Annotated in this window: 19 protein-coding genes; 11 read left to right on the plus strand and 8 right to left on the minus strand. The window is 67.9% G+C overall.

Going from position 1 to position 17,169, the window contains the following annotated elements; all coding sequences use genetic code 11:
• Positions 1-132: 132 nt before the first annotated feature.
• A complete protein-coding gene (locus EL338_RS06735; RefSeq protein WP_235666391.1) occupies positions 133-1,317 on the minus strand; it encodes a cytochrome P450 in 1,185 nt (394 codons plus the stop codon).
• Positions 1,318-1,453: 136 nt separating this feature from the next.
• Here EL338_RS06735 and EL338_RS06740 point away from each other — a divergent pair, with 136 nt between their 5' ends.
• From EL338_RS06740 to EL338_RS06760, 5 genes are read left to right on the plus strand one after another with little or no spacing between them, the layout of a single operon-like run.
• Positions 1,454-2,197 (plus strand): SDR family NAD(P)-dependent oxidoreductase, encoded by a 744-nt coding sequence (locus tag EL338_RS06740; protein WP_126333019.1) that lies wholly within the window; start codon positions 1,454-1,456, stop codon positions 2,195-2,197.
• Between the two features lie 56 nt (positions 2,198-2,253).
• Entirely contained in the window at positions 2,254-2,487 is a 234-nt protein-coding gene (locus tag EL338_RS06745; RefSeq protein WP_126333020.1) for a ferredoxin, read from the plus strand.
• A complete protein-coding gene (locus tag EL338_RS06750; RefSeq protein ID WP_435404925.1) occupies positions 2,477-3,844 on the plus strand; it encodes a cytochrome P450 in 1,368 nt (455 codons plus the stop codon). Before EL338_RS06745 ends, EL338_RS06750 begins: the two co-directional genes overlap by 11 nt.
• Positions 3,845-3,874: 30 nt before the next feature.
• A complete protein-coding gene (locus EL338_RS06755; protein WP_126333021.1) occupies positions 3,875-4,738 on the plus strand; it encodes an SDR family NAD(P)-dependent oxidoreductase in 864 nt (287 codons plus the stop codon).
• A 21-nt stretch (positions 4,739-4,759) separates the two neighbouring features.
• Positions 4,760-5,692: a TIGR03564 family F420-dependent LLM class oxidoreductase gene (locus EL338_RS06760; RefSeq protein WP_126333022.1), complete on the plus strand. Its 933-nt coding sequence runs from the start codon at positions 4,760-4,762 to the stop codon at positions 5,690-5,692.
• A 7-nt stretch (positions 5,693-5,699) separates the two neighbouring features.
• On the opposite strand, the gene EL338_RS06765 is transcribed toward EL338_RS06760, so the two are convergent.
• Positions 5,700-6,371, minus strand: a complete 672-nt coding sequence (locus EL338_RS06765) for a nitroreductase family protein (RefSeq protein WP_126333023.1) — start codon at positions 6,369-6,371, stop codon at positions 5,700-5,702.
• Between the two features lie 149 nt (positions 6,372-6,520).
• On the opposite strand from EL338_RS06765, the gene EL338_RS06770 reads away from it, so the two are divergent.
• The 4 genes from EL338_RS06770 (at position 6,521) to EL338_RS06785 (ending at position 9,241) form a co-directional block, all read left to right on the plus strand.
• Positions 6,521-7,291: an SDR family NAD(P)-dependent oxidoreductase gene (locus tag EL338_RS06770; RefSeq protein WP_163792317.1), complete on the plus strand. Its 771-nt coding sequence runs from the start codon at positions 6,521-6,523 to the stop codon at positions 7,289-7,291.
• 19 nt (positions 7,292-7,310) lie between these two features.
• A complete protein-coding gene (locus EL338_RS06775; protein WP_126333025.1) occupies positions 7,311-7,748 on the plus strand; it encodes a VOC family protein in 438 nt (145 codons plus the stop codon).
• Positions 7,749-7,788: 40 nt separating this feature from the next.
• Complete coding sequence (locus EL338_RS06780; protein ID WP_126333026.1) at positions 7,789-8,346, plus strand: nuclear transport factor 2 family protein; 558 nt, start codon at positions 7,789-7,791, stop codon at positions 8,344-8,346.
• Positions 8,347-8,446: 100 nt separating this feature from the next.
• Entirely contained in the window at positions 8,447-9,241 is a 795-nt protein-coding gene (locus EL338_RS06785; RefSeq protein WP_126333027.1) for an SDR family oxidoreductase, read from the plus strand.
• Between the two features lie 5 nt (positions 9,242-9,246).
• On the opposite strand, the gene EL338_RS06790 is transcribed toward EL338_RS06785, so the two are convergent.
• Positions 9,247-10,443, minus strand: coding sequence for a cytochrome P450 (locus EL338_RS06790; protein ID WP_126333028.1), 1,197 nt, complete (start codon positions 10,441-10,443; stop codon positions 9,247-9,249).
• 85 nt (positions 10,444-10,528) lie between these two features.
• On the opposite strand from EL338_RS06790, the gene EL338_RS06795 reads away from it, so the two are divergent.
• Positions 10,529-11,383, plus strand: coding sequence for a TIGR03619 family F420-dependent LLM class oxidoreductase (locus EL338_RS06795; RefSeq protein ID WP_126333029.1), 855 nt, complete (start codon positions 10,529-10,531; stop codon positions 11,381-11,383).
• 6 nt (positions 11,384-11,389) lie between these two features.
• Here EL338_RS06795 and EL338_RS06800 read toward each other — a convergent pair whose 3' ends face one another.
• On the minus strand, positions 11,390-11,971 hold the full coding sequence (locus EL338_RS06800) for a TetR/AcrR family transcriptional regulator (RefSeq protein WP_126333030.1): 582 nt from the start codon (positions 11,969-11,971) through the stop codon (positions 11,390-11,392).
• A 150-nt stretch (positions 11,972-12,121) separates the two neighbouring features.
• Here EL338_RS06800 and EL338_RS06805 point away from each other — a divergent pair, with 150 nt between their 5' ends.
• Positions 12,122-13,492, plus strand: coding sequence for an LLM class flavin-dependent oxidoreductase (locus EL338_RS06805; RefSeq protein ID WP_126333031.1), 1,371 nt, complete (start codon positions 12,122-12,124; stop codon positions 13,490-13,492).
• 102 nt (positions 13,493-13,594) lie between these two features.
• Here EL338_RS06805 and EL338_RS06810 read toward each other — a convergent pair whose 3' ends face one another.
• The 4 genes from EL338_RS06810 to EL338_RS06825 are packed head-to-tail and all read right to left on the minus strand — an operon-like array spanning position 13,595 to position 17,169.
• Positions 13,595-14,395 carry an acyl-CoA dehydrogenase family protein gene (locus EL338_RS06810; RefSeq protein ID WP_235666392.1) on the minus strand — a complete coding sequence of 267 codons (801 nt, stop codon included), beginning with the start codon at positions 14,393-14,395 and terminating at the stop codon, positions 13,595-13,597.
• A 2-nt stretch (positions 14,396-14,397) separates the two neighbouring features.
• On the minus strand, positions 14,398-15,522 hold the full coding sequence (locus EL338_RS06815) for an acyl-CoA dehydrogenase family protein (protein WP_126333033.1): 1,125 nt from the start codon (positions 15,520-15,522) through the stop codon (positions 14,398-14,400).
• Positions 15,519-15,965: a nuclear transport factor 2 family protein gene (locus EL338_RS06820; RefSeq protein ID WP_126333034.1), complete on the minus strand. Its 447-nt coding sequence runs from the start codon at positions 15,963-15,965 to the stop codon at positions 15,519-15,521. Before EL338_RS06820 ends, EL338_RS06815 begins: the two co-directional genes overlap by 4 nt.
• Positions 15,949-17,169, minus strand: a complete 1,221-nt coding sequence (locus EL338_RS06825; protein WP_126333035.1) for a metal-dependent hydrolase family protein — start codon at positions 17,167-17,169, stop codon at positions 15,949-15,951. The genes EL338_RS06820 and EL338_RS06825 overlap by 17 nt, the downstream gene beginning before the upstream one ends.

Consider the following 17,169-nt stretch of genomic DNA (forward strand, 5'->3'; position numbering starts at 1 on the left):
CCAACCACCGCAACGCGGCAATCACCACAGTGACACTGAGTGCGGGTCCCCGGCCGACACGCCGCTGAACTCACGTGTTCTGCGCACCCTCGACCGGTTGGGGTGCCGGCACCCGCCGCCGTCGCGGCCCGCTCAGCCGATGACGGCGGGCATGCGGTCCCAACCGCGCACCGTCGAGGTGCGCGAGCGGGTGGCCCGGCTCATGTCCACTTCCCACTTCGGGAAGCGCTTGAGCACCTCCTCGAGCGCCACCCGGCCCTCCAGGCGTGCCAGCGGGGCGCCCAGGCAGAAGTGCGCGCCGCGGCCGAAGGTCAGGTGCCCGCCCGGCTTGCGGTGGATGTCGAACGTGTCGGGGTCGGTGAAATGCCGCTCATCGCGATTCGCCGAGGCCAGCATGATCAGCAGCGCGCTGCCCGCGGGTACGGTCTGGTCCTGGAAGCGCACATCCTCGGTGGCGACGAACCGGGCGACGTGCGGGCCGGGCGGCTCATAACGCAGCAGCTCTTCGATGGCACCCGGAATCCGCGACGGGTCATCGACCAGCTCGCGGCGCTGATCGGGGTGCTCTGCCAGGACCTTGCCCATCCAGCCGAACAACCGGCCGGTGGTCTCCACGCCGGCGCCGGCGATGACCGCGAGAAAGATGAGCAGTTCCTCGCTGCGCAGCCGGCGCACGGTGCCGGTCTCGTCGGTGAACTCCACATTCAGCAGCTCGGTGATCAGGTCATCGGACGGATTCTTCTTCCGCCACGCGACATAGTCGGTGAACATGTCGCCGTCGAAGTAGTGGTCCTTCTTGACCGGCAGCGGCTCGCCGGGCTTGTTGCGCAGCACCGCGTGCGCCTGGGCGCGCACGGACGGCTGGTCGGCGTCGGGGATGCCCACCAGCATTCCGATGGTCCGCATCGGCAACTCGGCGCCCAGGTCCCGGACGAAGTCGAACTCGTCCGCACCGACGAACGGGTCCAGGCAGGACACGCAGAAGGCGCGGACCTTGTCCTCCAGGGCGCGCATCTTCTTGGGCATGAACATCCGTCCCACCAGCGCGCGGTGGATGGTGTGCAGCGGGGGATCTTCGTTGATGAAGACCCCGGGCGGCATTACCGGGTCGGCCTTGACGACCTCCAGGATGTCGCCCTTGGCGGAGCTCAGTCGCTGCGGATCACGCAGGGCCGCATCGACATCGGCGTAACGACTGATACCCCAGAAGTCATGGCGCTCGTTGTAATAGAGCGGTTGCTCGTCGCGCAGCCGACGATACGTCGGGTATGGATCGAGATCGATTTCGACGTCCCACGGGTCGTAGTAGAGATCCACATCCGCTCCTTGGCTGGTGGGGTGCGCGGGTAGTACTGTACGAGCGTACAGCAGCGGATCCGATGCTTGTATCCGGCGGGCAGCTCCGCTATACATATGTACAGCGTCGGCCGTCCGGCGAGAAGGAGTGCGCAACGTGAGTCGAGTAGCGGTCGTGACCGGCGGCGGATCCGGTATGGGGCGATCCATCGCGCTCCAGCTCGCCGCCGACGGCCACCGGGTCGCGGTGCTGGACATCGACGGTGACGCCGCGACGAGTGCGGTCACCGAGGCCCGCAACAACGGCGGCCAGGGGATCGGGGTGCGGGCCGACGTCGGCGACGAAGCCTCGATCACCGCGGCCTTCGACGAGGTCCGCAGTCAACTCGGACCGGTGGGAATCCTGGTGACCAGCGCGGCCATCTCAGGATTCACCCGGCTGGACAAGATCAGCCTGGACGAATGGAACCGCTACCTGGCGGTCAACCTGACCGGCACCTTCCTGAGCGTGCGCTCGGCGATACCCGACATGGTGGCCGGCGGCTGGGGCCGCATCGTGACCATCTCCTCGGCGGCGGGGCAGCGGGGCGCCGGACGTCAGGCGCACTACTCGGCGACCAAGGGCGGCGTCATCGCCATGACGAAGTCCATCGCCATCGACTACGCGGCCAAGGGCATCACCGCAAACACGGTGCCGCCCTTCGTTATTGATACGCCCATGCTGCGGGAGCAGCAACAGGCCGGCAAGCTTCCGCCGGAGGAGTACCTGACGCAGGCCATTCCCGCGGGCCGCCTGGGCTCGGGCACCGATGTGGCGGAGTTGTGTTCCTACCTGTGCTCCGAGGGCGCGGGCTACGTGACCGGACAGGTGATCGGCGTCAACGGCGGCGCCGTGCTGTAGCGCCCGCGTGACATCTGAAGCAAGCGTTGCGGCGAGAGAACTCAGAAGGAGTGCCGATGAAGGTCCGAGTCGACAGCACCCGATGCCAGGGGCACACGTTGTGCGCGATGATTGCGCCGGAATCGTTCGAACTCGACGACGTCGACGGTCACGCCCACGCCATCGCCGACGAAGTGCCGGCCGGACACCGCGAACAGGTCGAGGAGGCCATCCGGTCGTGTCCGGAACAGGCCATCATCGTGCTGACCGAGGCCACGCTCGCGGCACCGGCGCAGGGCGATCCGCGATGACCACCTCGCAGCGTCCGCCGCACATCGCCGAAGCCAAGCACTACCACTTCGACCGGCACCGGATTACCGCGACAAGTTCGTGGCGATCACCGAGGAGATGCAAAAGCAGTGCCCGTTGGCGTGGACCGACACCTACGAAGGCCACTGGGTGGCCGCCGGCGGGGAGGAGGTCTTCGAACTCGCTCGCTGCCCGCACGTGTCCAACGACCACGACGTGAACAACGAGCGTCGGGGCTACAAGGGCATCTCGATCCCGACCATGATGCAGGCGGAGAACTTCCGCGGCGGGATGCTGGAGATGGACGATCCCGAGCACCGTTTCTATCGCACCGCCCTCAATCCGTACCTGTCGCCGGCCGCGGTCAAGCGGTGGGTGCCCTTCGTCGACGAGATCGTCCGCGCCAGCATCGATGAGCACATCGAGACCGGGCGCATCGATTTCGTCGACGATCTCGCCAACGTGGTGCCGGCAGTCCTCACCCTGGCCATGCTCGGTGTTCCCCTGGACAAGTGGACGATGTACAACGAACCCGCGCACGCCTCGGTGTACACGGCGCCGGATTCTCCCGACGCGCCCCGGGTGCTCGAGCTCTACATGGCGATGGGCATGGACCTGTTCACGAATCTTGCCGAGATACGCGAGAATCCGCGCCCCGGCATCATCGACGCGTTGGCCAAGTTGCGCATCGACGGCGAGGCCCCGCCGGACATCGAACTGATCGGCATGCTGAACCTGCTGATCGGCGGCGGCTTCGATACCACCACCGCCCTGACCGCCCACGCCCTGGAGTGGTTGTCGCACAACCCCGACCAGCGCGACCGGCTCAGCCGGGAGCGCGCCACGTTGCTCAACCCCGCCACCGAGGAGTTCCTGCGGTACTTCACCCCGGCCCCCGGCGACGCCCGGACCATTTCCGATGATATGGAACTCGGTGGTACGAGCCTCAAAGAGGGCGATCGCCTGTGGCTGTCCTGGGCGATGGCCAACCGTGATCCCTCGTTGTTCGCCAACCCCAATGAGATCGACATGGAGCGCAAGGGGAATCGGCACTTCAGTTTCGGGCTCGGCGTGCACCGCTGCATCGGGTCCAATGTGGCCCGCACGGTGTTCAAGTCGATGCTGACCGCGGTGCTGGACAGGATGCCGGACTACGAGTGCCAGGCCGAGGGGACCGTGCACTACGAGAGCATCGGCGTGATCCAGGGCATGCGGCACCTGCCGGCGACGTTCACTCCCGGGCGGCGGCTGGGGCCCGGTCTGGACGAGACCCTGGCCAAGCTGCAACGGGCGTGCGACGAGAACGGTCTGGCCCGGCCCATCACCGAACAACGTGAGGCCGCTCGGCTCTCCGACTGAGCACATCGCGGCCCAACAGGGAAGGAAACCATGTCGACAACGCCGCTCGTCGCCGTCGTCACCGGGGCCAGTCGGGGGGCCGGAGCGGGCATCGCGCACGCCCTTGGCAGCCACGGCGCCATCGTCTATGTCACCGGTCGCAGCGAATCCGACCCGGACGCAACGACTCCCGACACCATCCAGCACACGGCCGCGAAAGTGACCGCGGCCGGCGGGCAGGGGATCGCGGTCCGGGTGGACCACGGCGACGACGAACAGGTGCGGGCCCTGTTCGCGCGGGTCGAGCGCGAGCAGGGCCGAGTGGACATCCTGGTCAACAACGCCGCCGTCATCCGCGACGAGATGATGGGCCGCACCAAGTTCTGGGAGGAGCCGCTCAACGTCGTCGACACGCTCGACGTCGGCGTTCGCAGCAGCTACGTCGCCACGGTGTACGCCGCGCCGTTGATGCTTCCCCGGCGTCGGGGCCTGGTGGTGTTCACCTCGTCCTCGGGTGCGGTGCACTACGCGTTCGGCCCGGCCTACGGGGTGCCCAAGGCCGCCGTGGACAAGATGGCCGCCGACATGGCCCTGGATTTCAAGGAATTCGACATCGCGACGGTGTCGATCTGGATGGGGTCGTTGCTCACCGATCGAGTGCGCGCGATCGTCGCCAAGAACCCGGACAAGCTGGGGTACATCCTGGACACCGCGGAGACCCCCGAGCTGACCGGCCACGTGATCGCGGCGCTCTACAATGACCCCGATGTCATGGCGGTCAGCGGCCAAACGCTGATCGGCGCCGAACTGGCCGCCGAGTACGGCATCAAGGACGAGGGCGACCGGCAGCCACCGTCATACCGGGAACTGTTCGATGTGCACCCGCAACAACAGCAGTCCCACGTCATGCGGTAGCCGATCCGAAGGAGTTTGTGCGTGCGCATCGGACTGACCGGCGGCGGATCATCGGTTGATTCGATTGTGCGCCAGGCGAAGCAGGCCGAGGAGGACGGGTTCGCCGCGCTGTGGTACGCCAGCGCGGTCGCCGGGGATCCGTTGGTGGCCATGGCGTTGGCCGGGCGCGCCACCTCCTCGATCGAACTGGGCACCGCAGTCCTGCAGACCTATCCCTGCCACCCGCTGCTGCAGGCCAACCGCGCGGTGGCCGCCGCCAACGCGATGGGGCGGCCCGGCTTCGCGTTGGGGTTGGGGCCGTCGCACCGTCCTGTCGTGGAAGACGTCCTGGGCCTCTCGTACGACCATCCCGGGCGCAGCACCGACGAGTACGTGCGCATTGTCGCGGCCCTGCTGCGGGACGGGGAGGCGGACTTCGATGGCGCGGACTGGAGCACCCACAGCGCCGGGCGGATGGCCGCCGCCGAGCACCCGATTCCGGTTCTGCTGGCCGCGCTTTCGCCACGCTTGCTGCGCATCGCGGGCCGCCACGCGGACGGCGTCATCCTCTGGCTCGCCTCGGCCGCGGCCCTCGAGGGTGCCATCATGCCGGTGCTGGCCGGGGCGGCCGCGGAGGCGGGCCGCCCCGCCCCGCGCGTGGTGGCCGGCCTCCCGATCGCGGTGCACGAGGACCGCGACGAGGTCCGCGCGGCGGTGGCGGCGACGGCCACCGGCTACGGGGCGATGTCGAACTTCGAGCGCATCATCGAGACCGGCGGTGGATCGTCGGCGGCCGACGTGGCGATCGTCGGCGACGAACAGGCGGTGCGCGACCAACTGGAGCGCCTGATCGCGGCCGGGGCCACCGAGGTCTGGGCCCAACCCGTCGCCGTCGGCGCGGACCGCGACCGACGACGGTCCTCGCTGCAGCGGACCCGCGCGTTGTTGAGCGCCCTGGCGCGCCAATCGGATTAGCGGCGGCTCACTTGTCACCCGGACGGGCGCCGGCGCCGTAGACGATGCCGGCCCGGGCGGTGTCCCAGCGGTTACGGAACACCACGTCGTCGACCGAGCGGCGCCGGACCGGGCCGTGCCGGCCCCGCGGCCAGCCGACCACGACGTGCCCGGCCAGGAACCAGTCGTCGGGGACGCCGGTGGCGGCTCGGAGCGTCTGCTCACCCTGGTAGGCCGCCCAACTGGTGAAGCAGGCGCCCAGGCCCTGCGCCCGGGCGGCCAGGTAGAAGTTCTGCATGGCGGGGTAGATCGACCCGGCCTGCAGGTATTCGGAGGCGAAGTCGTTCTTGAACGCCGCGAACAGCACGGAGGTGTGTTCGGCTGCGCGGTCGTGCAATTCGTAGGTGGCCCGATTGTTGCGGGCCGCCCGGCTGTCGTCGTCGGCGGCGGGCCGGGTCATGCCGTAGATCGACTCGATGGTGTGCAACGCCGCCTGCGCGGCCTCGGCGACCGCGGCGCGCTGCTCGGGCCCGTCGAGCACGATGAACCGCCACAACTGCGCGTTCGCGCCGTTGGGCGCCCAGGTGGCCGCCTCGAGGCAGCGGCGCAGGGTCTCGTCGTCGACGGGGCGATCGGTGAAACGGCGGATCGACCGCGCGGTGGACAGCACTTCCCAGACGTCATTGGTCGGTTGGGGCATGTGATCGGTGTACTCCACCGCAGCGCCGTTGTCGAGTACTTCCGCGTTTGTCGCACCCAGTGTTCCGCGGGGTGTTGTGCCGATCGTCACGTGCTGTACAGTCGTATTGCATTCGACGTGCGGTGTTCAATCGAGAGGAAACAGCAGTGGTGGACGACAAGTTCGCAATGGACGGCCGGGTCGCCGTGATCACCGGTGGGGGAACGGGTATCGGCCGTGCGTCAGCGCTGGTGCTGGCCGAGCGCGGTGCCGACATCGTGCTGGCCGGTCGCCGTGAGGAGCCGCTGAAGACCACCGCGCGCGAGATCGAGGCGTTGGGCCGCCGGGCGCTGACGGTGCCCACCGACGTCACCTCCGCCGAGGAATGTCAGGCTCTGGTGGACGCGGCGGTGGGCGAGTTCGGCCGGCTCGACGTGTTGATGAACAACGCCGGCGGCGGTGAGACCAAGTCGCTGATGAAGTGGACCGACGAGGAATGGCACCAGGTTCTGGACCTGAACTTGTCCAGCGCCTGGTACCTCTCGCGCGCCGCGGCCAGGCCGATGATCGCGCAGGGACGCGGGTCGATCGTCAACATCTCCTCGGGGGCGAGCCTGCTGGCCATGCCGCAGGCGGCGATCTACGGGGCCGCCAAGGCGGGCCTGAACAACCTGACCGGCTCGATGGCCGCGGCCTGGACCCGTAAGGGTGTGCGGGTCAACTGCATCGCCTGCGGTGCGGTCCGCACCCCGGGCCTGGAGGCGGATGCGGCCAGGCAGGGCTTCGACATCGACATGATCGGCCAGACCAATGGCTCGGGGCGCATCGCGGACCCGGAGGAAATCGGCTACGGCGTGCTGTTTTTCGCCTCCGATGCGTCCAGCTACTGCTCGGGCCAGACCCTGTACATCCACGGCGGCCCCGGCCCGGCCGGCGTCTGATCGCCTGCGGAGGACAGCGATGAGTGTGAGCCACGTCGGACTGCGGGTCCGCGATCTCGAGAAGTCCCAACAGTTCTACGAGGCCCTCGGCTTCGTCCAGGCCAACCGGCTGACCGTGCCGGACAAGGTGGCCGGCGGTCTGCTCGGGCTGGCCGAGCCGATCGGATTCGAGGCCGTGTATCTGCGCAAGGACGACTTCGTCCTGCAACTGCTGACCTTCTCCGGGTATCCGGCGCCCGAGGAGGCCGAGCGAAACATGACCAACGCCGGCCTGACCCACCTGTCGCTGGCGGTCGACGACGTCGCGGCGACCATCGCGGCGGCCCGGGACTCCGGCGGCACCGTGGTCGCCGAGCCCCCCGGCGGCTACGCCTGCATGATCCGCGATCCCGAGGGGCAGCTGATCGAGCTGATCCACGCGAGCGTGCGGCCGGTGCCACCGCAGCAGAAGACCTGATCCCGAAAACGAAAACCCACCGAGAACCCAAGGAGCCTCAATGAGCAACGACGATGAGATCAAGCAGCTGCGCGAACGTGTGCAGTACCTCGAGGACCGCAGCGCCATCCTGGACTGCGTGATGAACCAGGCCCGCGGCCACGACCGCCACGATGCCGAGCTGATGGGCAGCGTGTACTTCGAGGACGGGATCGACGAGCACGGACCCACGGTGAAGACCGGGCCGGAGTACGGCGCGTGGGCCAACGACGTGCACGGGATGGTGTTCGAGGACCACCTGCACAACATCACCTCGCACACCTGCGAGATCAACGGCGACGAGGCCCACGCCGAGAGCTACGTCATGGGTGCCATGCGGGCCAAGGGCGGCAAGGTCGTCTCACTGATGGGCGGCCGTTACCTGGACCGGCTGGAGCGCCGCGACGGGGTATGGAAGATCGCCCTGCGCCGCTGCACCATCGAGTGGATGATGAACGGCGACTCCTCGGCACTGGCTTCCGGCGCCGTCAAGGGCTTCATCAAGGGCACCTGGGACCGCACCGACCCGTCCTACACCCGTCCGTTGCAGCTGGACAGCGAGCCCGTCAGCCGCTGGTGAACCAGCATCACCTTCCAACGCGTCGGGCCGGCACCGCACCTGGTGTCGGCCCGCGCCGTTGTTGCCCCACTCGCACAACTGATTTCAGGAACGAGGATCGATGGAACTTGCCAACAAGGTCGCTCTGATCACCGGCGGCGGATCGGGCATCGGTCGCGCGACCGCACAGCGACTCGCGGCCGAGGGCATGCGGATCTGCGTGCTCGACATCGACCGGGACACCGCCGTGTCGGTCGCCGAATCGCTGGGTGGGCTGGGACTGCAGTGCGACGTCTCCGATCCCGAACAGGTGGACCGCGCCTTCACCACGTGCATTGCCGAGCTCGGGAGCGTGGATCTCGCCTTCCTCAACGCGGGCATCACGATCCACTGGTCCGGCGACATCGCCACGCTGGATATCTCGGAGTACCGCCGCTCACTGGGGGTCAACGTCGACGGCGTCGTGTTCGGCGTCCGGGCGGCCGTCCGGGCGATGCGGGCGCGCAGCACTCCGAGTGGGGGTGTCATCCTGGCGACCGCCTCGCTGGCGGGCATCCTGCCGTGGCATCCGGACCCGGTCTACTCGCTGGGCAAGCACGCGGTCGTCGGCTTCATGCGGTCCATCGCGCCGAACCTTGCCGCCGACGACATTACCGTGCACACCATCTGCCCCGGCATCACCGAGACCGGGGTGCTCGGCGACCGCCGTGCGCTCGTCGAGCGTATCGGTGTGCCGGTCATGGAACCCGAGCACGTCGCCGATGCGGTACTCACCGCTATCGCCGCGGGGCCGCAGGCCAGCGGCTCCTGCTGGGTGTCCCAACATGGGAAGCCGGCGTGGGCAATGGAATTCGCCGAGGTCGAGTCTCGCGACGCGCGACTGAACGTGCCGATCGCGCCGTCCGGGAAGGGCTGAGGGCCTCAGCCGACGACCACGGGCATGCTGTCCCACCCGCGCACCGTGGCCGTCGGCGCCCGCACCGCGTTGTCCAGGTCGACCGTCCAATCCGGCCAGCGCTTCAGGATCTCCTCCAGGGCCACGCGACCTTCCAGCCGGGCCAGGGACGCCCCGAGGCAGAAGTGGGTGCCCCGGCCGAAGGACAGATGGTTTGCGTTGCGGTGGATGTCGAACCGGTCGGGGTCGTCGAACTTGCGCTCGTCGCGGTTCGCCGCGCCCGCCATCAGTAGCAGCGCGCTGCCGGCCGGGATGGTCTGACCGTGGTACTCGATGTCGTTGGAGACGTAGCGCGCGATGTTGTGCACGGGCGGCTCGAACCGCAGCACTTCCTCGACCGCCCCGCCGATCAGCGACGGGTCGGCCACCAACTCGCGGCGCTGATCGGGGTGTTCGCCCAACAGCTTGCCCAGCCAACCGAACAGCCGTCCGACGGTCTCGGTGCCCGCATTCGCGATCACCCCGAGGAACACCAGCAACTCTTCGGAGTTGAGCCGGCGAACGGTGCCCGAGACGTCCTCGAACTCGATGTTGAGCAGTTCGGTCACCAGATCGTCGGACGGATTCTTGGCTCGCCAGTCGACGTACTCGGCGAACATGTTGCCGTTGAAGTAGTTGTCCTTGCTGACCTTCAGCGGCTTGCCGGGCTCGTTGCGCAACCGGCGGTGGGCGATGGACCGGACGCTGCGCTGCAACGAATCCGGCATGCCGACCAGCATTCCGATGACCCGCATGGGCATTTCGGCCCCGAGGTCCAGGGTGAAGTTGAAACGATCGCCGCCCACCAGCGGATCCAGGCAGGCGGCGCAGAACGCGCGCACCTGTTCCTCGATGGCGCGCATCTTCTTCGGCGTGAAGGCCCGCGAGACCAGCAGCCGATGCACGGTGTGCAGCGGCGGGTCCTCGTTGATGAAGACCCCCTCGGGCATGTTGGGTTCGGCCTTGACGACCTCCAGGATGTCGCCCTTGGCGTTGCTCAGGTTCGCCGTGTCGCGCAGTCCGGTCTCGACATCGTCGAAGCGACTCAAACCCCAGAAGTCGAACTTCTCGTCGTAGTACACCGGAGCTTCGTCCCGCAGCCGTCGATACGTGGGGTAGGGGTCCACGTCGATCTCGATGTCATAGGGGTCATACGTGAGCTGCCTGTCGGTCGCGGCGTCCATCGTGCTCCTAAGCCTTTGTGTCAGAGGGTGACCTGGCATGCAGTACGATCGTACAGCACGTGGTGATCGAACAGAAGGAGCGGCGATGGACCTCGGTTACGTCTCGTTGAACACCCCCGACGACATCGCGCCGGATGTCCTGGCCGCCGAACTGGAGGCGCGTGGCTTCGAGTCGCTGTGGGTGGGGGAGCACCCCCAGGTCCCCGTCGCATCGGGCGCCGGGATGCCGCGCCGGCTGCTGGCGGCCCAGAAGCAGATGTGGGACCCGCTCATCTCGCTGATGATGGCCGCGCAGGCCACCGAGCGGCTGCGGCTGGGCACCGCGGTGGCGCTGCCGCTGGAGCGTGAATTGTTCACGCTGGCAAAGCAGGTCGCCACGTTGGACCGCCTCAGCGCGGGCCGGCTGCTGTTCGGGATGGGGGTGGGTGTTCGTTCCGAACTCGAAGTGGCGTCGCGCAACATCGCGTGGTCCCAGCGCTACGGTGCGCTCGCGGACATGGTGGCCGCCCTCGACGTGCTCTGGACCGAGGACGACTCGTCCTACCGCGGTGAGTTCTTCGACTTCGAGCCCGTCTGGTCTTACCCCAAGCCGCACCAGCGGCCGCGTCCGCCGTTGCTCGTCGCAGCCACCGGTCCGAAGGCGCTGCGGTCCTGCCTGAAGTGGGCCGACGGGTGGTTGCCCGGTGACGCCGCGCTCGGGGACGTGCCTGCCGCGCTGGACCGGTTCCGCGAACTCGCCCGCGACGCGGGGCGCGATCCGGCCGCGCTGGATCTGACCATCATGGTGTGGGGCGAGCCCACGCTGGAGGTGCTGCAGAGCTATCGCGAACTCGGCTTCAATCGCGCCGTGCTGGGCGGCGGGCGCCGCGGCGGCACCGATCCGACGACCACGCTGCCATTTCTCGATCGGTGCGCGGAGATGGTCGAGCAGCTGGCCTGAGTCGGGTCAGCCGACGGAGTCCAAGAACCGCTCGAAGGCCGCCGTGACCTCGCGGTGGGTGGTCTTGACGCCGACGCCCTCCTCGAGGCTCAGGAACTTCGGTATGCCCGACATCAGCAGCTGCAGCGCGGGCAGCGACAGGTCGCCGAGGCGCGCATCCTTGCCGTACTTCGCCACCAGCGCGTCGACCTGGACCTTGCGCATCCGCTTGGTCACCTTGGCGATCTCGGCCTGGATGGATTTGCGGTGGTTGCCCAGCGCCATGAACTCGGTCATCAGCGCGCCCGTGGCCTCGCGCTGGTTGTAGTTCCACAGCGTGCGCAGCGGATCGTCGGGATGCTCCTTCAGGGTCTTGGTCAGGTATTCGAGGTTCTGATCGGCGTAGCGACGGATGGCTGCGAGGAAGATGTCGTCGAGGGTGGGGAAGTAGTACTGCACCAGGCTGGGCGTGACCCCGGCCTCCGACGCCAGCGTGCGGTAGCTGATGCTGGCGTAGCCCTTGGCGAGCAGCAGACGCTCCACGCAGTTGAGCAATGCGTCCCGCGTCTTGGACGTCTCGGCGCCCACGCGCCGCGGTGAAGCTGCCATATCTCCTCGCTCGGTCGAAGAACGCCTACATCTTGACACGTCGACCGGGTACGGTCCGCCATCCTTGACTGCTCGATGCGCAATGCTATACGAATGTATAGCCCACGGCTGGGTGACGCGGCCCGGCCTGAACGGCACGGAGGATGCCCGGTGTCCAAACGAATGATCTTCACGCTGTTGGTGATGGACTCCGTCGGCCACAACTTTCACGGCGGCTGGCGCCATCCTCGTGCGCGCAACCGCGAGTACAAGAACTTCGACATGTGGGTCGAACTCGCACAGAAGGCCGAGGCCGCGAAGTTCGACGCGTTCTTCTTCACCGACGTGCTCGGGGTGCAGGGCGAGTACGACGGCTCGCGCGACATCGTCTTCGAGCAGGCGATGAACGTTCCGGTCGGCGACTGCACGATGCTGCTGCCCGTGCTCGCCCGCGAGACCACCGACATCGGCCTGATGTACACGAGTTCGGTCATCCAACAACACCCGTTCTCGTTCGCCCGACAGGTCTCGACTCTCGACCACCTCAGCAACGGCCGGGTGGGATGGAACATCGTCACCTCGGCCAACGAACGAGCTTTCGCCAATTTCGGTGTGCCCGGCGGCTTGTCGCACGACCAGCGTTACGAGTGGGCACACGAGTACGTGGACGTCACCTACAAGCTGTGGGAAGGGTCGTGGGACGTCGGTGCCGTGGTCGACGACCCGGGCCGGGGTGTCTACACCGACCCGACGAAGGTGCACGACATCCACCACGTCGGCGAGCGCTACCGGGTCGAGGGTTACAACCTGATGGAGCCCTCGCCGCAGCGGACGCCACTGCTGGCTCAGGCGGGCGGATCGCCGGCCGGCCTGGACTTCGCGAGTCGGCACGCGGAGGTGATGTTCCTGTCGGCCTTCACTCCCGAAGCGATCACCCAGCAGGTCGACACCGTGCGCAGCCAGGCCCGCTCGCACGGTCGTCGCGACGAGGACATCCTGTTTCTGCAGGGCCTGATGTTCGTCGTGGGTTCCACCGACGAAGAGGCCAACCGGAAGTGGATGGAGTTGGAACAGTGGCGATCCCAGGAGGCGCAGGCCGCCTACTTCGCCAGTCTCAGCGGCATGGACCTCGGCCGGCACGACCCGGACACTCCGCTCGAGGACCTCATCGAGACCATGCCCGGTATCCGGGGCGCCTTCTTGTCGCTGATCAACGCGTGGCCGCCGGGCGGTAAGCCCACCATCGGTGACTTCCTGACCACCATGTCGCTGCCGCAGATGGTCGTCGGATCGCCGGAAACCATTGCGGCGCGGCTGCTCGAGTTCCAGGCCGCGGGCTCCGACGGCGTACAGGTGATGAACATGCTGATGCCGGAGAGCTACGACGAGTTCTTCGAGCACGTTGTCCCGGTGCTGCAGGACAAGGGTCTGATGCAGACGGAGTATCGGCCGGGCACGTTGCGGCAGAAGCTATTCGACACCGACCGGCCCGACATCTCCGAGCGGCACCCGGCCCACGGGTACCGCGGCATGTTCTGCTGAAACGCATGTTTTGCTGAGACGCGACGAGCGGCCACTGGTGTACAGAAACTTGCGAATTTCCGTATCTCAGTGGCCGCTCGCGCGGACGAACAGGACGAACAGTTACAGCTGGGCCAGCCGGGGGACCGACCCGCGGGCACGCAGACCGGCGCCGGCCTTGCGGGTGAGTTCCCGTGAGCTGCCGAGCAACCCGTCGAGCACCAGCGCGCGCTTGACGTGCACGTGCAGGTCGTGCTCCTCGGTGAAGCCGATACCGCCGAGGACCTGCTGGCAGTGCTTGGCCGCGGTCAGCGCGGCCTTGCCCGCGGCGGCCTTGGCCAGCAGCGCGGTCAGGTCGGGGTTGTCGGTGCCGGGCAGCGTCAGGGTCGCCTCGGCGCCCTCGATGGCCACCAGCGTCTCGGCGAGCCGGTGCCGCACGGCCTGGAACGACGCGATCGGCTTGCCGAACTGCACCCGGTCCAGCGCGTGCTGGCGGGCCAGGGCGAGCATCGCCCGCGCCGATCCGATCAGCCACCAACCGACCGCCAGGCGCGCCTCGGCGACCCGGATCGGGTAGCCCTCTTCTTCGCGGCGCAGCGGCAGCCCGCCCAGGGCCGTGTCGGCGCCGTCGGTTGCCCCGCGGTCCCAGATCACCCAGGTGTTGCCGGCGTACGGCAGCGGTAGCTCCACGTCCGTGCCGATCTCGTTGCCCGTGGCGTTGAGCACCACGTCGACGAGAACCGAGGCGTGCGAACCGGTTTCGCCCAGCAGGCGGAACACCAGCGGTACTGCCGCGTCGGCGGCCTCGGAGAGCATCTCGGCCCAGCCCATCTCGGTCAGCGCGGCGTCGAGAGCCGGGCCGGACTTGGCGAGCATCGTCTTCCGCAGGGACGCCTCGAGCATGTCGAGTGACTCTTTGTCCACGATCACTCCTTCCCGAGATCCAGCAACCGGCGCGCGATGATGTTGCGCTGCACCTCGCCGGTGCCGCCGTAGATGGTCGCCGCCCGCGAATACAGGTACTCGGTGCGCCATTCGGTGTCGTCGAGCTCGATGACACCGGGCAGCAGGTTGCGGACGGTGTCGAAGAGCTGCTGTTCGGCGCCGGCCAACAACACCTTGTCGATCGAGGTGTCCGGGCCCAGCTTCTGGCCTTCGGCGAGGCGATGCTGGGTGGCCCGCGACCGGCAGCGCAGCGTGTGCAGCGCCAGGTAGGCGTCGCCCATCTCCGCATCGATGGCCTGACCCTGCCTTTTCACTTCGTCGACCAGGGCGTCGAAGCGCGAGTACAGATAGGCGATGCGCTGCCAGAAGCACGTCGAGCGTTCGTAGGGCAGCAGGTCCATGGCCAGCTGCCAACCGTCGCCGGGCTTGCCCAGCATCCGGCTCTCGTCGACCACCACGTCGTCGAAATAGACCTCGCAGAACTCGTCGACGTCGTGCATGGTCCGCAGCGGACGCACGGAGATGCCGGGGGTGTCGAGATCCACGAAGAACGCGGTGATGGACTGATGGGCGGGGGTGTCCGGGCCGCCCGTGCGGGTGAGTAGCACGCACCGGGTGGCGTACTGCGCGAAGCTGGTCCACACCTTCTGGCCGTTGATCACCCAGGTGTCGCCGCGCTGCTCGGCCCGCGTGGTCAGCGACGCCAGATCACTGCCGGCGCCGGGCTCCGAGAAGCCTTGGCACCAGGATTCCTGGCCCGACAACAACTTCGGCACCATCTCGGCGGCCAGCTCGGGGCGGGCGTAGTCGATCATGGTCGGGGTCAGGACCTCGAGCATCGAGTACGGGCCGGGGTGATCCAGGCGCCGACCGACGATCTCCTCACCGACGATGGCGCGCAGGATGTCCGGGCCGCCCAGGCCCCCGGCGGATTCCGGCCAGCCGTACCGCATCCAGCCGGCATCCCACAGCGCCTTCAGCACGCGCAGGTGCTGAGCCTGGTGGGCGTCCAGCGAGTCCTCGCCGGGCGGGGGAGTCAGGTCGTTCTCGTCCAGCCAGGTGCGCAGCGCGGTCCGGAACGCGGCGGGCTCGTGCAGCTCGGTCATCCGGCCTCGGGCCTGCCGATCGCGTGCGGGCGGCCGTGGTCGTGGTCGCCGCTGCGCCGGATGAAGGTCATCGCGCGCGTCCGCAGCCGCCAGCCGTCGGCGGTGCGCACGTAGGTGTCGCGGTAGTAGCCGATGCGCATGTCGTGCTTGGAGTGCTCGATGAAGCACAGCGGCTGGGTGCCGGTGGCATTGTCGGCACCCTCGACCAGGTCGATCAGCGCGGTGCCGGTCATGAACAGGCCCTTGGGTGCGGCGTCGACCAGGACGGGGAAGCGGTTCAGCGTGTAGGTCTCCCCGAAGGCGCTGTAGGTGCCGTCGGGCGTGAAAACGCTGATGAGGCCATCGATGTCGCCCTGGGTGATGGTCACCGCGTACTTGGCGAGCACCTGCTGGATCTCGATCAGATCCTCGGTGCGGGTCGGCTTGTCAGTTGGCTGAGTCATTGCGGAAGACCTTACCTCCCTTCATTACGAAATTCACATCTCGTGTAACGGTGATATCGGCCAGTGGATCGCCGGGCACCGCGATGATGTCGGCCAGCAGGCCCTCGGCCAGTCGGCCGCGGTCGGTGACGTTGATCAGGTCGGCGGCCACTACGGTGGCGGCGCGCAGCACCGCGGCCGGGGGCAGCCCCCACTCGACCAGGGTCACCAGTTCGTCGGCGTTCTTACCGTGCGGGATCGCCGGCGCATCGGTGCCGACGGCGATCTTCACCCCGGCCTCGTAGGCCGCCTTGATGGAGGTGCGTGCCTTGGGGAACATTTCGGCGGCCTTGTCCTGCAGCACCTTCGGTGCCTTGGAGACGTCCATCGCCTCGGCCAGTCGTCGGGTGCTCACCAGGAACCGGTCGTTGTCGACGAGCATCTGGATGGCCTCGTCGTCCATCAGGAAGCCGTGTTCGATGCAGTCGATGCCGCAGTCCACGGCGTGCTTGACGGCCTCGGCGCCGTGCGTGTGCGCGGCCACCCGCAGCCCGCGCCGGTGCGCCTCGTCGACGATGACGCGCAGTTCCTCGTCCGAATAGTGTTGTGCGCCGGCCTCACCGGTCAGCGACATGACGCCGCCGGAACAGCACACCTTGATCAGCTGGGCGCCGTGCTTGATCTGGTAGCGCACGGCCCGGCGGATCTCGTCGACCCCGTTGGCGATGCCCTCCTCGATGGTCAACTCCAGCACCCCGGGCATGAAGGCCGCGAACATCGTCGGGTCCAGGTGCCCACCGGTCGGCGTGATGGCGTGCCCGGCCGGCACCACTCGCGGCCCGTCGATCATGCCGGCGTCGATCGCCCGGCCGAGTGCGACGTCGAGCAGGTATCCGCCGGTCTTGACGAACAATCCGAGGTTGCGCACCGTGGTGAACCCGGCGCGCAGCGTGCGCCGCGCGTTGCCGACCGCACGCAGCACCCGGGTGGGCGGGTCGTCCTGCACCTGGGACAGGCCGGGGTTCTCGCCCCGGCCGCCCATCAGCAGGTTGACCTCCATGTCCATCAGGCCGGGCAACAGGATCGAATCGCCGAGATCGATCAGCTCCCCCTGTGGCTGACCACCGATCCCGACAATCCGATCACCGTCGACATGGACGATGCCGGGGCGAATGATCGCCCCGGCATCTACGTCGAGCAACCCTGCGGCTTTGAGGGTGAGCAC

Source organism: Mycolicibacterium chitae (genome assembly GCF_900637205.1).
Lineage (GTDB): Bacteria > Actinomycetota > Actinomycetes > Mycobacteriales > Mycobacteriaceae > Mycobacterium > Mycobacterium chitae.

Excerpts from the sequence above, each read along its gene's own strand:
- EL338_RS06745 (WP_126333020.1), top strand. The coding sequence starts at position 2,254 with ATGAAGGTCCGAGTCGACAGCACCCGATGCCAGGGGCACACGTTGTGC.
- EL338_RS06785 (WP_126333027.1), top strand. The coding sequence starts at position 8,447 with ATGGAACTTGCCAACAAGGTCGCTCTGATCACCGGCGGCGGATCGGGC.
- EL338_RS06765 (WP_126333023.1), bottom strand. The coding sequence starts at position 6,371 with ATGCCCCAACCGACCAATGACGTCTGGGAAGTGCTGTCCACCGCGCGG.
- EL338_RS06795 (WP_126333029.1), top strand. The coding sequence starts at position 10,529 with ATGGACCTCGGTTACGTCTCGTTGAACACCCCCGACGACATCGCGCCG.
- EL338_RS06815 (WP_126333033.1), bottom strand. The coding sequence starts at position 15,522 with ATGACCGAGCTGCACGAGCCCGCCGCGTTCCGGACCGCGCTGCGCACC.
- EL338_RS06820 (WP_126333034.1), bottom strand. The coding sequence starts at position 15,965 with ATGACTCAGCCAACTGACAAGCCGACCCGCACCGAGGATCTGATCGAG.
- EL338_RS06790 (WP_126333028.1), bottom strand. The coding sequence starts at position 10,443 with ATGGACGCCGCGACCGACAGGCAGCTCACGTATGACCCCTATGACATC.
- EL338_RS06800 (WP_126333030.1), bottom strand. The coding sequence starts at position 11,971 with ATGGCAGCTTCACCGCGGCGCGTGGGCGCCGAGACGTCCAAGACGCGG.
- EL338_RS06780 (WP_126333026.1), top strand. The coding sequence starts at position 7,789 with ATGAGCAACGACGATGAGATCAAGCAGCTGCGCGAACGTGTGCAGTAC.
- EL338_RS06775 (WP_126333025.1), top strand. The coding sequence starts at position 7,311 with ATGAGTGTGAGCCACGTCGGACTGCGGGTCCGCGATCTCGAGAAGTCC.
- EL338_RS06755 (WP_126333021.1), top strand. The coding sequence starts at position 3,875 with ATGTCGACAACGCCGCTCGTCGCCGTCGTCACCGGGGCCAGTCGGGGG.